The 14,733-nt window shown below is 72.9% G+C and carries 13 protein-coding genes; all 13 read left to right on the top strand.

The genetic code is table 11. The annotated features are described in order from the left end of the window. Positions 1–54 precede the first annotated feature (54 nt). The 13 genes from QSK34_RS27965 to QSK34_RS27905 are packed head-to-tail and all read left to right on the top strand — an operon-like array spanning position 55 to position 14,659. Positions 55–1,215, top strand: a complete 1,161-nt coding sequence (locus tag QSK34_RS27965) for an FAD-dependent monooxygenase (RefSeq protein WP_285588226.1) — start codon at positions 55–57, stop codon at positions 1,213–1,215. Continuing rightward, complete coding sequence (locus QSK34_RS27960) at positions 1,202–2,239, top strand: ketoacyl-ACP synthase III family protein (protein WP_285588224.1); 1,038 nt, start codon at positions 1,202–1,204, stop codon at positions 2,237–2,239. The genes QSK34_RS27965 and QSK34_RS27960 overlap by 14 nt, the downstream gene beginning before the upstream one ends. Continuing rightward, entirely contained in the window at positions 2,227–3,297 is a 1,071-nt protein-coding gene (locus tag QSK34_RS27955) for a 3-deoxy-7-phosphoheptulonate synthase (protein WP_285588222.1), read from the top strand. The genes QSK34_RS27960 and QSK34_RS27955 overlap by 13 nt, the downstream gene beginning before the upstream one ends. An 11-nt stretch (positions 3,298–3,308) precedes the next feature. Next, complete coding sequence (locus tag QSK34_RS27950) at positions 3,309–5,414, top strand: non-ribosomal peptide synthetase (protein WP_285588220.1); 2,106 nt, start codon at positions 3,309–3,311, stop codon at positions 5,412–5,414. A gap of 7 nt (positions 5,415–5,421) precedes the next feature. Continuing rightward, positions 5,422–6,726 (top strand): salicylate synthase, encoded by a 1,305-nt coding sequence (locus QSK34_RS27945; RefSeq protein WP_161481916.1) that lies wholly within the window; start codon positions 5,422–5,424, stop codon positions 6,724–6,726. Then, on the top strand, positions 6,723–7,703 hold the full coding sequence (locus QSK34_RS27940) for a ketoacyl-ACP synthase III family protein (protein WP_285588217.1): 981 nt from the start codon (positions 6,723–6,725) through the stop codon (positions 7,701–7,703). Before QSK34_RS27945 ends, QSK34_RS27940 begins: the two co-directional genes overlap by 4 nt. Beyond that, entirely contained in the window at positions 7,700–9,247 is a 1,548-nt protein-coding gene (locus QSK34_RS27935) for a (2,3-dihydroxybenzoyl)adenylate synthase (protein WP_353051436.1), read from the top strand. Before QSK34_RS27940 ends, QSK34_RS27935 begins: the two co-directional genes overlap by 4 nt. Continuing rightward, on the top strand, positions 9,244–9,471 hold the full coding sequence (locus tag QSK34_RS27930; protein WP_161481913.1) for a phosphopantetheine-binding protein: 228 nt from the start codon (positions 9,244–9,246) through the stop codon (positions 9,469–9,471). The genes QSK34_RS27935 and QSK34_RS27930 overlap by 4 nt, the downstream gene beginning before the upstream one ends. After that, entirely contained in the window at positions 9,468–10,835 is a 1,368-nt protein-coding gene (locus QSK34_RS27925; protein ID WP_285588215.1) for an amidohydrolase family protein, read from the top strand. The genes QSK34_RS27930 and QSK34_RS27925 overlap by 4 nt, the downstream gene beginning before the upstream one ends. After that, the gene (locus QSK34_RS27920) at positions 10,832–11,521 is read left to right on the top strand and encodes an SDR family oxidoreductase (protein ID WP_285588213.1); all 690 of its coding nucleotides are present in this window, start codon (positions 10,832–10,834) and stop codon (positions 11,519–11,521) included. Before QSK34_RS27925 ends, QSK34_RS27920 begins: the two co-directional genes overlap by 4 nt. 17 nt (positions 11,522–11,538) lie before the next feature. Continuing rightward, positions 11,539–12,165 (top strand): isochorismatase family protein, encoded by a 627-nt coding sequence (locus QSK34_RS27915; RefSeq protein ID WP_285588210.1) that lies wholly within the window; start codon positions 11,539–11,541, stop codon positions 12,163–12,165. Continuing rightward, positions 12,159–14,009 (top strand): anthranilate synthase family protein, encoded by a 1,851-nt coding sequence (locus tag QSK34_RS27910; protein WP_285588208.1) that lies wholly within the window; start codon positions 12,159–12,161, stop codon positions 14,007–14,009. The genes QSK34_RS27915 and QSK34_RS27910 overlap by 7 nt, the downstream gene beginning before the upstream one ends. Beyond that, positions 14,003–14,659: an alpha/beta fold hydrolase gene (locus tag QSK34_RS27905; RefSeq protein ID WP_285588206.1), complete on the top strand. Its 657-nt coding sequence runs from the start codon at positions 14,003–14,005 to the stop codon at positions 14,657–14,659. The genes QSK34_RS27910 and QSK34_RS27905 overlap by 7 nt, the downstream gene beginning before the upstream one ends. Positions 14,660–14,733: the final 74 nt, after the last annotated feature.

Raw genomic sequence — 14,733 nt, 5'->3', positions numbered from 1 at the left:
TTCGGCCTTAGTTACCGCCATAGCGTTTTAAGCGGTAACAGCGAAAGGACGGACATGGCGAACACACTGATCGCCGGCGGCGGGATCGGCGGCCTGGCGGCCGCGCTCTCGATCGCCCGAGAGGGCAATCGCGTGACCGTGCTCGAACGCGGTGACCGGTTCGCCGAACTCGGCGCGGGGATCCAGCTCGCGCCCAACGCGTTCCGCGCCCTCGACCTGCTGGGCGTGGGCGACCGGGTGCGCGACCGCGCGGTCTTCATCGACGAACTGCGCTTCATGGACGGCACCACCGGCCGGCGCGTCGCCGGGCTGCCCCTCACGGGCGCCTACCGGGAACGTTTCGGCAACCCCTACGCCGTCGTCGCCCGGGGCGACCTCTACCAGCCGCTGCTGGACGCCTGCCGCGCCGACGGCCGCATCGAGCTCCTGCCGGGCCACACGGTCACCGGCTACACGCAGAGCGCCGCCAAGGTCGTCGTGGACGGCTTCGAGGCCGACTACCTGATCGGCGCCGACGGCATCCGCTCGGCGGTCCGGGCCCAGCTCGTCGGCGACGGCCGTCCCCGGGTCTCCGGCCACACCATCTACCGGTCGGTCATCCCGATGGACCGGGTCCCGGCCGAACTGCGGTGGAACGTCGTCACCCTGTGGGCCGGGCCCAAGTGGCACTTCGTGCACTACCCGATCGGCGGCGGCCGGTTCCTCAACCTGGCCGCCACCCGCGACGACGGAGCCGCCCGGGAGGTCGCGGGCGAGCCGGTCGCGCGGGACCGCGTACGCAAGGAGTTCCCTGGCCTGAGCGACACGGCCGCAGCGCTGCTGGAACTCGGCGACGAGTGGCGGACCTGGGTGCTCTGCGACCGCGACCCGGTCGACACCTGGACCGACGGCCGGGTGGCCCTGCTCGGCGACGCGGCCCACCCCATGCTCCAGTACGCCGCCCAGGGCGCCTGCACGGCTCTGGAGGACGCGGTCGTGCTCGGCAGGGTCTTCCCCGACCTCGACACCTACGCCGCGCTGCGGCGGGAGCGCACCGCGAAGGCGACGCTGACCGCCCGCCGGCTCGGCGAGCACCTCTACCACCCGGCGGGCCAGGCCGCCCGCGACCGGAACACCATGCTGGCCGCGCTGTCCGAGACGGACCTGCACGACCACGTGGCCTGGTTACACGCCTTCGATCTAGCAGAAAGGATCCCGAGCGATGCGGTTCGATGACATCTGGGTCGCCGGAACCGGCGGCACGCTCGGCGAACGGGTGCCGGTCGAGCGGGCCGTCGCCTGCGGCGACTACTCGGCCGAGGCCGCGAGGAGCACCGGGCAGGTCTCGGTCGCGATGTCGCGGCAGGCCCCGCCCGAGATGGCGGTCGCCGCCGGGCGCCGCGCGGTCAAGTCGGCCGAGGACGGCGGCGCGGCCGTCGGCCCCGACACCTTCTACCTGCACAGCCACAGCCACTTCCAGGGCGTCGACATGTGGCCGGCCGCCTGCTGGATCGCCGGGGAGCTCCTCGGCACCGAGCTGCGCGGCATGCCGATGTCGGTCCAGGCGGCCTCCAACGGCTCCCTGGGCGCCCTGGAGATCGCGGCGACCGTACTCGCCGCCCGGCCCGAGACCCCCTCGGCGCTGATCACCGTCGCCGACCGGTTCGCCCCGCCCGCCGACCGGTGGTACCTGTCGCCCGGCATGGTGTTCGGGGACGGCGCGGCGGCGGCCGTGCTGACGAGAGGAAGCGGGCAGCTCCGGCTCCGCAGCCTGGTGTCGGAGACCGACGCCACGCTCGAGGGTCTGTCGCGGGGGGACGAACCGTTCCGCACCGCGCCCCAGCCGGGAGCCGACATGCGCGGCCGCACCCGGGCGTTCCTCGCCCACGGCGGCCTGTCGCTGAAGGACGTGCGGCGGCGGTCGGCCGAGCGCACCCGCAGCGTGGTCACCCGGGCCCTCGACGAGGCCGGCAAGAGCCTCGATGAGATCGACTGGTTCGTCACCCCGTTCGTGGGACGGGCCCTCCACCAGGACGGCTTCGTCCGCCCGTTCGACGGCTACACGCCGAGGAACACCCTGCTCGACCTCGGCCTGACCACCGGGCATCTCGGCCCGGCCGACGGCCTCTACGCGCTGCACCACCTGATCCGCGACGACCTGCTCGCGCCCGGGGCCACGGTGCTGGTGCTCGGCACCGGCATGGGCTTCACCTTCTCCGCGGCAGTGCTTACGAGGGAGGACACGCCATGCGTCCGGTGAACGCCCGCATCTCCGCGGTGGAACCGCTGCTCACCCCGGCCGAACTGCGCGCCGAGGTCCCGGTGGGCGACCTGGCCGCCCGCACCCTGCTCAAGGGCCGGGAGGAGGTCGCCCGGGTGCTCGACGGCACCGACGACCGCCTGCTGGTCGTGACGGGCCCCTGCTCGGTGCACGACCCGGCCGCCGCGCTCACCTACGCCGAGCGCCTGGCCCGCCTGGCCGAGGAGGTCTCCGACACGCTGCTGCTCGTCATGCGGGTCTACGTGGAGAAGCCGCGCACCCGGCTGGGCTGGAAGGGCCTGGTCACCGACCCGCACCTCGACGGCAGCGACGACGTCAACGAAGGGCTGCGGCTGTCGCGCGAACTGCTGACGAAGGTGCTGGAGCTCGGCCTGCCCACCGGCTGCGAGTTCCTCGACCCGACCGTGGCCCGCTACCTGTCCGACGCGGTCTGCTGGGGCGCGATCGGCGCCCGGACCGTGCAGAGCCAGACGCACCGGCAGCTCACCAGCGGCCTGGCGATGCCGATCGGCATGAAGAACACCACGACCGGCGCGGTCGGCGACGCCATCGACGCCATCGTCTGCGCCGCCCACGGCCACGTCTTCCCCGGCATCGACGACGACGGCCTGGCCTCGGTCATCCGGACCAGCGGCAACCCCGACTGCCACATCGTGCTGCGCGGCGGCGCGGCCGGGCCGAACTACGGGCCGCTCGACGTCGCCCGCGCGCTCGACGCCCTCGCGGGCGCCGGGCTGCCGCGCCGGCTCGTCATCGACGCCAGCCACGGCAACAGCGGCAAGGACCACGAACGCCAGCCGGTCGTCGTCGCCGACGTCGCCCGCCGGATCGCCGCGGGTGAACGCGGCATCGCCGGGCTGATGGTCGAGAGCTTCCTCGCCTCGGGACGGCAGGAGCTCGTCCTGGGCTCCCCCGACCGCCTGGTCTTCGGCCAGAGCGTCACCGACGCCTGCGTCGGCTGGGACCGCACCACCCGGATGATCGCCCAGCTCGCCGACGCCGTCACCGCCGGACGCGCCGCCTCCGTCGCCGCCTGAAAGGACTGATCATGGAAACCGCTCTTCCCCTGGCCCGTCCCGGCGGGGACCCGGCCGTCACGCACGAGCGCCGGGTCGAGGCGCCGGGCCGCGCCCTCGTCGCCCTGCTGCACCGCTACACCGGCGAGACCGAGATCGCCGGCTCCCACGTCACGGGCGACATGACCGTCGGCGAGATCGCCGCGAGGCTGCCCGTCACGATCGGCCCGCTGTCGTTCGACGGGACCACCCTGCGGATGCGGGGCTCCGACTTCGACGCCGACGCCGCCGACCAGTACGCCGCCCACCTGGGCCGCTTCCTCGACCCCGCGGCGAAGGTCCGCGACGTCGAGATCCTCACGCCCGAGGAGACCGAGCGCATGCTGGTCGCCTGGAACCAGACCGGCGAGCCGGTCCCGGCGCCCTACTTCCACGAACGCGTCGCCGAGATCGCCCAGGACACCCCGCACGCCCCGGCCGTCGTCTGGCCGGGCGGCACGATGACCTTCCGGGAGCTCGACGACGACGCCAACCGGCTCGCCCACCGCCTGACCGCGCTCGGCGTGCGGCCCGGCGACCGGGTCGGCACCTGCTTCCCGCGCGGCCCCGAGAGCCTGATCGCCCAGCTCGCCTGCTTCAAGGCCGGCGCGGCGGCGATCCTGCTCGACCCCGACTTCCCCGCCGACCGGGTCCAGTTCATGATCGTGGACGGCGCGGCGAAGCTCACCCTGACGATGGACGCCCACCGCGACGTCGTCACCGGGCACGTGGTGACCCTCGACGGCGACGACTGGCGGCGGGAGTCCCCCGCCCCGATCAACACGGCCGTCGGCCCCGACGACCTGATCCACGTCTGCTACACCTCCGGGTCGACCGGCAAGCCGAAGGCCGTCATGGTCCGCCACGGCGCGGCCCGGAACCTGATCTACTCCATGCGCACCATCTGCGGCGTCACCCCGTCGTCGCGGGGCACCTGGCTGGCCGCGCCCGGCTACGGCATGGTCGAGGTCGAGTGCTTCTCGGTGCTGGCCGCCGGGGCGCCCGTCCACATCCCCGAGCCGTCGGTCGTGACCAGCCCCGAGTGGCTGCGCGACTGGCTCGTCCGCAGCCGGATCACCCACACGCTGCTCATGAAGGCCATGTGCGAACGCCTGTGGGACCTGGAGTGGCCGGCCGAGACCGCCCTCCGCAACATCCGCATCTGCGGCGAGCGGGTCCAGTCGTGGCCGCTCGACCTGCCCTTCCACGTCTTCAACCTGTACGGCTCCGCCGAGGCCACCGTCGTGGCGACCTGCGACATCACCGAACTGGGCCGGGAGCTCGGCGAGCGCGAGCGGGCCAGGCGCCTGCCGCCCATCGGCCGCCCGACCCCCAATGTCCGCACCTACGTCCTGGACGAACGGCTCCGGCCGGTCCCGCCCGGCGTGGTCGGCGAACTGTGCGTCGCCGGGGAGAGCCTGTCGTCCGGCTACCTGAACCGGCCCGAGGCGACCGCCGAGAAGTGGGTCTCCCACGAGCTGGGCACCCTCTACCGGACCGGCGACCTGGCCCGGTTCTGGACCGACGGCAGCATCGAGATCGTCGGCCGGACCGACAACCAGGTGAAGGTGCGCGGCAACCGGGTGCACCTCGGCGAGATCGAGGTCGTCATCGCCGCCCAGCCCGGCGTCCGCCAGGCGGCCGTGCTGGCCAAGAAGGACACCTCCGGGGACACCCGCCTGGTCGCCTACGTCGAGGGCGACCCCTCGATCCGCGACCTGCGACGGGCCCTCGCGAAGCTGCTGCCCTCGTTCATGGTGCCGTCGGCGTACGTCGTCGGCCGGTTCCCGCTGACCACTAACGGCAAGATCGACCGCGCCGCGCTGCCCGAGCCGCCCAAGGAGCGCCCGGACGTCGACAGCCCCTACGAGGAGCCCCGCACCGACGTCGAGCACACCCTGCGCGACCTGTGGGCGACCACGCTCGACCTCGACGGCATCGGTGTGAAGGACAACTTCTTCGACCTGGGCGGCGACTCGATGCGGGCCGCCGCGCTGACCGACCGGATCAGGGCGCGCTTCGCCACCGACGCCGACATCGACGACCTCTTCGACGACCCGACGATCGAGCGCATGGCCGTGGCCATCGCCGCGAAATGAGGACGGCATGCATTACTTCGAGACCCAGGTCCCCCTCACCGAGGACGCGGTCGAGGTCGCGGCCCGGCTCGCCGACTCCGGCCTGTTCGCCGGCCACGTCGTCTACGAGAACGGCGGCGTCTGGTCCTACGCCGGGGGCGCCCGCGCCGAGCTGACCCTCGACCGGTCCGGGGCGCTGCTCCGGCACGAGGGCCGCGACGACGTCTTCGAACCGTGGAACGGCGACCCGCTGCACCAGGTCGCCGGGCTGCTGGACACCGTGTCGATCCCCGAGTGGCGGGCCTACGGATGGGCGGCGTTCGAGTTGTCCTACCCCGAGGAGCACGTGGGCGACGGGCGGCTGCTGCACCTGGTGGTGCCGCGGGCCGAGGCCCGGATCGCCGACGGGCACGCCCGGCTGCGGGCGGCCGACACCGCGACCCTGACGGCGCTGCTCCAGACGGTCGACGCCGAGGGGGTCCACAGGCGCGTCGAGCCGACGCCCCTCGACGTCTGGGGCACCGGCGAGGACGCCTACCGCGAGGCCGTGAAGCTGGCCGTCGAGTCGATCAACGCCGGTGAGCTGCACAAGGTCATCCTGTCGCGGGTGGTCGAGGTGCCCGGCGAGGTCGACCTGACGGCCACCTACCTGGCCGGCCGGCGCGGCAACAACCCGGCCCGCTCGTTCCTGCTCGACCTCGGCGGGCTGGAGGCGACCGGGTTCAGCCCCGAGATCGTCGTCCAGGTCTCCTCGGACGGGCACGTGGTGTCCCAGCCGCTCGCCGGGACCCGCGCGCTGACCCCCGACGAGGTGGTGAACGCGGCCCTGCGGGCCGACCTCTACGGATCGGCCAAGGAGGTCTACGAGCACGCCATCTCCGTCAAGGTCGGCACCGACGAGCTGGTCGGGGTGTGCGAGCCCGACTCGGTCGAGGTGCCCGAGTTCATGGCCATCCGCGAGCGGGGCAGCGTCCAGCACCTGGCCTCCCGGGTGTCGGGCCGCCTGTCGCCCGGGATGCGGGCCTGGGACGCCTTCGGCGCCGTCTTCCCCGCCGTCACCGCGTCGGGCGTGCCGAAGAAGGCCGCCTACGAGGCGATCCGGGCGCACGAGCCCGAGGCGCGCGGCCTCTACAGCGGCGCCGTCATGACCGTCGACCACACCGGCGCGATGGACGCCGCGCTGGTCCTGCGGTCGGCCTACCGCCGCGACGGCCGGACCTGGTTGCGCGCCGGGGCCGGGATCGTCGGCCAGTCGACGCCGGAGCGCGAGTTCGAGGAGACGTGCGAGAAGCTCGAAAGCGTCGCCCGTCACCTGGTGAGGGGCGCGGCATGAGATTCGACGACCTCTACCTGGCCGGGATCGGGTCCGCCCTCCCCGGTACGGTCCCCGCACCCGACGACGGCTCCGGCATGGTCAGCGTGATGGTGGCGGGCGACGTCCCCGCCGTCGACCTGGCCGCCGAGGCCGGGAACGTCGCGATGAAGCGCTCCGGGCACGAACCCGGCGACGTCGTCGCGCTGCTGCACAGCGGCAGCTACCACCAGGGACCCGACGGCTGGTCCGCGCCCCACTACGTCCTGCGCAACACCGTCGACCGCCCGATCACCGCGCTGGAGGTGCGCCAGGGCTGCCTCGGCATGTTGTCCGGCCTGCGCCTCGCCGCCGGGCTGCTGCACGACGAGGACGCCGCCGTCCTGCTGACCACCGGCGACAACTACGGCACCCCGCTGGTCGACCGGTGGCGGGCCTCGCGGATGTTCCTGCTGGCCGACGGCGGCGCGGCCGCCGTCGTGTCGCGGCGGGGCGGGTTCGCGAAGGTCCTGGCGGCCGGCGCGGTGTCCAGCCCGGCGATGGAGGAGCTGCACCGGGGCGGCGAGACGCTGTTCCCGCCCGACCTGTCGCGCGGCCTCAACTTCGAGGAACGCACCGCCTGGTGGCGGGCCCGGTGGGCCGAGGGCGTCGCCCCGCCCATGGGCCACCTGGGCGAACTCGTCAGCGAGGTCGCCTTCACGACCCTGGAGGAGGCGGGCAGCTCGATCGACCGCGTGAAGCGCGTCTGCCACGTCGGCTTCACCGAGGGCCCGCTCACCGACGTCTACCTCGACCCGCTCGGCGTCGACGCCGCCACCGGCACCTGGGAGCTCACCCGGACCACCGGCCACGCCGGGGCCGCGGACCCCTTCATCGGCTTGGAGTGGCTCTGGACGCGCGGCGACGTCGAACCCGGCGACCACGTGCTGCTCATCGGCACCGCCCCCGGCATGGAGGCGGGCTGCGCGGTCGTCGAGATCACCGAAAGGAGCGCATGATGTTAGCCGGTTGCACCCCGTGGCCGGAGGACCTGGCCGCCTACTACCGCTCGCGGCACGTCTGGCAGGGCGTCGCCCTGGGCGGCCTCCCGGCCGAATGGGCCCGCGAGTTCGGCGACCGCACCGCGCTGGTCTGGCGCGACGAGCGCCTCTCGTTCCGCGACCTGGCGCGCCGGGTCGACCGCACCGCCGCCGGGTTCGCCAGGCACGGCATCGAGCCCGGTGACCGGGTGGTGCTCCAGTTGCCGAACACGCCCGACTTCGTGGTCGTCGCGTTCGCGATGTTCAAGGCCGGGGTGAAGGCGGTCTTCTCGCTCGCCTCCCACCGGTCGAACGAGGTCGGCCACCTGGCGTCGGTCTCCGGCGCCGTCGGATATGTCGGCCCGAACCACGACATGGCTCTTTCACTGGGGATCGAGCACGTCCTGTCCCCCGGCGACCTCGACGGCGAGCCCGTCGCCCACCCCGTCGCCCACCCCGCCGCCGACCCGTCGGACGTGGCGTTCTTCCTGCTCTCCGGCGGGACGACCGCGCTGCCGAAGCTGATCCCGCGGACCCACGACGACTACGCCTACCAGACCCGGATCGTCGCCGACCTGTGCAGGGTGAGCGCCGACGACGTCTACCTGGCGGCCCTGCCCGTCGAGTTCAACTTCACCTGGGGGTGTCCGGGCGTCGTCGGGACCCTGCACCGGGGCGGCACGGTCGTGCTGGCCGACGACCCGGGCGCCGACGGCTGCTTCGAACTGATCGCCCGGGAGAGGGTCACCGTCACCTCGCTCGTGCCGACGGTCGCGCACCTGTGGCTGGAGGCCCGCGAGTACCTCGACGACGACCTGTCCTCCCTCCGGCTGGTGCAGATCGGCGGCGCCCGGCTCCAGCCCGAGCTGGCCGCCCGGATCGAACCCGAGCTCGGCTGCCGGCTCCAGCAGGTGTTCGGGATGGCCGAGGGCCTGCTGTCGATGTCCCGCCTCGACGACCCGGCCGACCGGGTGATCGCGACCCAGGGACGGCCCGTCTCCCCGTTCGACGAGATCCGGATCGCCGACGGCGAGCTGCTCGCGCGCGGCCCGTACACGCTGCGCGGCTACTACAACGCCGACGAGCACAACGCGACGGCGTTCACCGAGGACGGCTTCTACCGGACCGGCGACCTGGCCTCGGTCACCCCCGACGGCGACCTCGTCATCGAGGGCCGGATCAAGGACGTGGTCATCCGGGGCGGCGACAAGATCGCCGCCGGTGAGGTGGAGGGGCATCTGCTCACCCACCCCGACGTCGACCGCGCGGCCGTGGTGCCGGTGCCCGACGAGTTCCTCGGCGAGCGCATCTACGCGTTCCTGGTCAGCCGCCGGGTCCGCCCGTCGCTGACCGACCTCAAGCGGGCTCTGCACGAACGCGGGCTGGCCGACTTCAAGCTGCCCGACCGGATCGAGTTCGTGGACGCCTTCCCGCTGACCCCCCTCGGCAAGGTCGACAAGAAGACCCTGGCCGCCGCCGCGGCCGACCCGCTGGCGGCCCGGGGCTGGAAGGAGCAGGCATGAGTGTCAAGGAAGAACTCCGCACGACCGTCGCCGGGATCGTCGGCGCCGACCCGGCCTCCGTGGCCGACGACGACAACCTCGTCGTCCTGGGGCTGGGCTCGCTGGAGATGATGCGCCTGGTCACCAAGTGGCGGCGGGCCGGTCTGAAGGTCGAGTTCCGCGACCTGGCGGCCGCGCCGACCATCGCGGCCTGGTCCGAGCGCCTGGAGGAGGCGAGGGCATGAGCCGCCTGCTGATCAGGGGAGGCACCGTCTACCGGGCCGACCCCGCGCACACCGTCACACCCGGCGGATCGGTGCTGGTCGACGACGGCGTGATCGCCGGATTCGACGACGCGCCCGACACGGACGCGATCGACACTGAGGTGCTCGACGCCACCGGCATGCTGGTGCTGCCGGGTTTCGTGAACCCGCACTGGCACGAGATGTTCGCGCTGCGCTACCCGTTCAAGGGGGCCCTGCGGCCCCCGTCCGACCGGGGTGACAAACCGGCCTTCATGGCCCACGGCGGCGACATCCCGGCCATCTCGATGGCGTTCGACCGCTTCCACGGCCTGGTCGACGCCCTCACCGACGACGAGGCCCTGGCCGTCGCCCGCTACTCGTTGTGGACGCAGCTGCGGTCCGGCGTGACGACGCTCGGCGACGTCGGGTCCGTGAACAAGCCGGCCGCGCTGGCGCGGGCCGCGCGCGAGTTCGGGATGCGCTTGTCGGTGTCGGCCTGGGTCAGCGACGCGGTCTGCGGCCGCCGCACCCGCGACGCCGCCGAGGCGCTGGCCCGCGTCGAGGGGCTCATGGCGCTGAGTGACGCGTTCGTGCGGGTCAGGCCCACCGCCGTGTACGCCACCAACATGACCGACGAGCTCGGCGCCGGCCTGCGCGACCTGTGCGCCACGCACGACCTGCCGTTCGCCGCCCACGTGGGCGCGCTGCGCAACGAGGCGCGGGCGATGGAGGAGTACTTCGGGGTCACGCCGGTACGCCGGTTCGCCGACCTCGGGCTGCTCGACGACCGCTTCACGGCCGTGCACTGCGCGTTCGCCACCCCGGAGGAGCAGGACCTGCTCGTCCGGGCCGGGGCGCACATCACCCATTCCCCCGCCAAATACGGTCCCGCCGGGGAGTCGACCCTGACCGAGACCCGGCAGATCCCCGCCCTCCGGGCCGCCGGGCTCGACGTGTCGTTGTCGACCGACGGGGCCTCCTTGCCCGTCCCGGGGATGGCCGAGAACATGACGGCGGCGTGGCAGGCGTACACGGAGATGGCCGCCGACCCGACCGCCCTGCTGCCGACCGACGCCCTGGCCATGGCCACGCGCGTCGCCGCGAAGGGCCTCGGGTTCGCCGACGTCGGGTCGCTGGAGGTCGGCAACCGCGCCGACCTGGTGCTGATCCGCGCCGACGACTGGCGCTACCTGCTCAACCCGCGTCCGCTGGAGGCGTTCCTGACCCTCGGCGGCTCGGCCGACGTCGAGACCGTCATCGTGAACGGGCGGGTCGTGAAGGCCGACGAGGAGACGCTGCGCGCCGACTACCTGGAGGCGCTCCGGTCGTTCTCGGTCCGGTGTCTGGGGGTGGAGCTGTCATGATCGCCCTGGTCACCGGATCGTCCGGCGGCATCGGCTCGGCCGTGGCGGAGCGCCTGGCCGGCGACGGCTACACGGTGGTCGGCCTGGACGCCGACGTCACCTCCCCCGAGCAGGTCGAGGCCTTCGTCGACCGGGTCGAGAACGAGACCGGCCCCATTGGCGCGCTGGTCAACTCGGCCGGGGTGCTGCGGCCCGGCCGGGCCGTGGACCTGTCGGACGCCGACTGGGCCGACACCCTGGCGGTCAACGCCTCGGGCGTCTTCCACGTCTCGCGGGCGGTGGCGCGGCGGATGATCCCCCGGCGTTCGGGGTCGATCGTCACCGTGGCCTCGAACGCGTCGCGGACCGCCCGCCAGAACATGGCCGCCTACGCCGCCTCCAAGGCCGCGGCCACCGCGTTCACCAAGTGCCTCGGGCTGGAGCTGGCCGAGTTCGGCATCCGGTGCAACGTCGTCGCGCCCGGCTCCACCGACACCCCCATGCTGACCGGCCTCTGGGACGGCGCCGACGCGCTCCGGACCTCGGTCGAGGGAGCGCCCGGGGCGTACCGGGTGGGCATCCCGCTGGGCCGGGTGGCGAGCCCCTCGGACGTCGCCGACGCGGTCGCGTTCCTGCTCTCCGACCGGGCCGCCCACATCACCCTGCAGGACCTGACGGTCGACGGAGGCGCCTCCCTGGGCGTCTGAAAGGAGATGAAAGAGCCATGGCGATCCCCGCGATCGAGCCCTACCCGATGCCGACCGACCTCCCCGACAACATCGCCCCGTGGGAGGTCGATCCCCGGCGGGCGGCGCTGCTCGTCCACGACATGCAGAACTACTTCCTCAGCCCGTTCACCGATCCGTCGGCGCTGCTGGAGAACGTCGCGGCGCTGAAGGAGCGGTTCGCCGCGTGCGGCGCGCCGGTCTTCTACACCGCCCAGCCCGGCGGCATGAGCAGCGAGGACCGGGGCCTGCTGATGGACTTCTGGGGCCCCGGCATGACCACCGACCCGGCCCACCGGGCCATCGTCCCCGCCCTGGAGCCCGCCCCGCAGGACGTGGTGCTGACCAAGTGGCGGCCGAGCGCGTTCTGCCGCACCGACCTGCTGCGCCTGCTCCGCGAGCGGGGCCGCGACCAGCTCGTCATCTGCGGCGTGTACGCCCACGTGGGCATCCTGATGACCGCCCACGAGAGTTTCTCCAACGACATCCAGACCTTCGTCGTGGCCGACGCGATCGCCGACTTCACCCCCGGCTTCCACCGCCTGGCCCTCGACTACGCCGCCGCCCGCTGCGCCGTGACGATCCCGACCGCCGGCGTGCTGGACGCCCTGGAGGCGACATGCTGACCCGGCTGCTGGGGGCCGACCCGCCCCCGTTCGCGCTGCTCCACCGCCCGGGTTCGGGCGTGGCCGACATCGACGTGCTGGCCGGCGAGGTCTCCCGGCATGAGCGCATCGCCGACATCCCCCTCTCGGACGAGGGCCCCGCGCGCCACGAGACGCTCGTCGTCCTGCCCTACCGCCAGATCAGGGAGCGCGGCTACGCCTGCCCCGACGACGCCGCGCCGCTGCTGGCGATGACCGTGACCGACCAGTCGACGCTGTCCCTCCAGGACGCGCTCCAGGTCCTCCCCGACGACCCCGTCGTGTTGCGGGAGGGCTCCTTCGACACCTCCGACGAGGAGTACGAGGCGGTGGTGCGCCGTGTCCTGGCCGAGGAGATCGGCGAGGGCACCGGCGCCAACTTCGTCATCAAGCGCACCTACCAGGCGTCCATCGACGGGTGGTCCCCCCGCACGGCCCTGTCCTGCTTCCGCCGCCTCCTGGGCCGCGACCCCGGCTCCCACTGGACGTTCGTGATCTGGACCGGCACCCGCACGTTCGTCGGGTCGTCCCCCGAACGCCACATCACCCTCGACTCCGGCACCGTCGTGATGAACCCCATCAGCGGCACCTACCGCTACCCGCGCGGCGGCCCCGAACTGCCCGGGGTGCTCGACTTCCTGGACGACGAGAAGGAGGCCGGCGAGCTCTACATGGTCCTCGACGAGGAACTCAAGATGATGGGCCGCGTCTGCGACCAGGGCGGCCGGGCCGTCGGCCCGCACCTGAAGCAGCTCGCCCGCATCGCCCACACCGAATACCTGATCGAGGGCCGCAGCAGCCTCGACGTGAGAGACATCCTCCGCGAGACCCTGTTCGCCCCGACCGTGACCGGCGGCCCGCTGGAGAGCGCCTGCCGCGTGATCTCCAAGTTCGAACCGGAGGGCCGCGACTACTACGCCGGCATGGTGGCCCTGATCGGCCGCGACCCCGGCGGACAGCGGGCGCTCGACTCGGCGATCCTGATCCGCACCGCCGACATCTCAGAGTCGGGCGACATGCGCGTCTCGGTCGGCGCGACCCTGGTCCGCGACAGCGACCCGGCCTCGGAGGCGGCCGAGACCCGCGCCAAGGCCGCCGGCCTGCTGGAGGCCCTCCGGGGCGGCGCCTGCCGCGACGCCCCCGCCGACGTGGGCGCCCACCCGGCCATCTACCAGGCGCTGATGTCCCGCAACGAGCCCCTGGCCGGCTTCTGGTTCGAGGGCCCCGACTGCCGCGACCGCCGCGTCCCCGAACTGTGCGGCCGGAAGGTGCTGGTCATCGACGCGGAGGACACCTTCACGGCGATGGCCCGCCACATCATCACGGCACTGGGCTGCGAGGTGACGGTGACCCGCTACTCCGACCCCTTCGACGTCGCCGACCACGACCTGGTGATCGTCGGCCCCGGCCCCGGCGACCCCCGCGACCTCACCCACCCGAAGATCGCCCGCCTCCGCTCGACGACCCGGGAACTGCTCGACCGGGGCATCCCCTTCCTGTCGGTCTGCCTGGGCCACCAGATCCTGTGCACCCTCCTGGGCCTGGACATCACCCGCAACCCGTTCCCGAACCAGGGCGTCCAGCGCACCATCCCGTTCTTCGGCCGCAGGGAACCGGCCGGCTTCTACAACACCTTCGCCGCCCGCTGCCCAACGGACTCCATCGGCGACATCGCGGTCTGCCGGGAAGGAGACGAGGTCCACGCGCTCATGGGCCCCGGGTTCGCCTCCGTGCAGTTCCACCCGGCCTCGGTGCTGACGAGGAACGGCGTGGAGATCCTGGCCGACCTGCTCACGACCCTGACCAAGGAGGAGGCGACATGCTGAACGTCCGCGAATGGGGAACCGGCCCGAAGACGGCCGTCCTGGTGCACGGCATCCTGTCGGACTCGGGCTGCTGGTGGCGGGTGGGCCCCGACCTGGCCTCACGGGGCTACCGCGTGGTGGCGGTCGACCTGCCGGGCCACGGACGCAGCGCCCCCATGCGCGACGCGACGGTCGAACGGATGGCCGAGGAGGTGGCCCGGGCGGTGCCCTCTGAAGTCGACCTGGCGGTGGCGCACTCGATGGGGTCGTTCGTCCTCGGGGCCGCCCTGACCCCGCGCCGGGCCGTGTACGTGGACGCTCCGACCGGGGCGAGTCACCGGATGCCGGAGGAGGCGGTGCGGGCGACGTACGAGAAGGCGAGATCGAAGCGGACCCTAGAGGCCCTGGCGGAGAGGCATCCGGGGTGGGACGTGTTCGACCGGGAGGCGGAGGCGGCGGCGGCGAAGCACTTCGACGTGGAGACGGCGGTGGCGTTGCTGGTGAACTCCGGGGGGCGGGACTACACGCCGACGCAGGGAGGGCTGGTCATCCGGGCGGAGGGGAGCCGGTTCGTCCCGGAGGACACTCCGGGGGCCGTCACGATCAAGGGTGCGGACCACCACGTCTGGTACGGCCACCACGAGGAGTTCATGGCCGCCGTCAATGGCTGATTAAGGACCAACCAAATGAACTTCGGCCTTTTACCGGAAGTCGAAAATTTATACGAATAGCCGTGACTTCATTG

Source organism: Herbidospora sp. NBRC 101105 (genome assembly GCF_030269205.1).
GTDB lineage: Bacteria > Actinomycetota > Actinomycetes > Streptosporangiales > Streptosporangiaceae > Herbidospora > Herbidospora solisilvae.
Note: the sequence above shows the minus strand (reverse complement) of the source record. Positions and strands in the feature narration are given on the sequence as shown.

Coding starts and splice junctions, on each gene's coding strand:
- QSK34_RS27935 (WP_353051436.1), top strand. CDS start 7,700: ATGATGTTAGCCGGTTGCACCCCGTGGCCGGAGGACCTGGCCGCCTAC.
- QSK34_RS27960 (WP_285588224.1), top strand. CDS start 1,202: ATGCGGTTCGATGACATCTGGGTCGCCGGAACCGGCGGCACGCTCGGC.
- QSK34_RS27950 (WP_285588220.1), top strand. CDS start 3,309: ATGGAAACCGCTCTTCCCCTGGCCCGTCCCGGCGGGGACCCGGCCGTC.
- QSK34_RS27940 (WP_285588217.1), top strand. CDS start 6,723: ATGAGATTCGACGACCTCTACCTGGCCGGGATCGGGTCCGCCCTCCCC.
- QSK34_RS27910 (WP_285588208.1), top strand. CDS start 12,159: ATGCTGACCCGGCTGCTGGGGGCCGACCCGCCCCCGTTCGCGCTGCTC.
- QSK34_RS27925 (WP_285588215.1), top strand. CDS start 9,468: ATGAGCCGCCTGCTGATCAGGGGAGGCACCGTCTACCGGGCCGACCCC.
- QSK34_RS27905 (WP_285588206.1), top strand. CDS start 14,003: ATGCTGAACGTCCGCGAATGGGGAACCGGCCCGAAGACGGCCGTCCTG.
- QSK34_RS27920 (WP_285588213.1), top strand. CDS start 10,832: ATGATCGCCCTGGTCACCGGATCGTCCGGCGGCATCGGCTCGGCCGTG.
- QSK34_RS27915 (WP_285588210.1), top strand. CDS start 11,539: ATGGCGATCCCCGCGATCGAGCCCTACCCGATGCCGACCGACCTCCCC.
- QSK34_RS27965 (WP_285588226.1), top strand. CDS start 55: ATGGCGAACACACTGATCGCCGGCGGCGGGATCGGCGGCCTGGCGGCC.
- QSK34_RS27930 (WP_161481913.1), top strand. CDS start 9,244: ATGAGTGTCAAGGAAGAACTCCGCACGACCGTCGCCGGGATCGTCGGC.
- QSK34_RS27945 (WP_161481916.1), top strand. CDS start 5,422: ATGCATTACTTCGAGACCCAGGTCCCCCTCACCGAGGACGCGGTCGAG.
- QSK34_RS27955 (WP_285588222.1), top strand. CDS start 2,227: ATGCGTCCGGTGAACGCCCGCATCTCCGCGGTGGAACCGCTGCTCACC.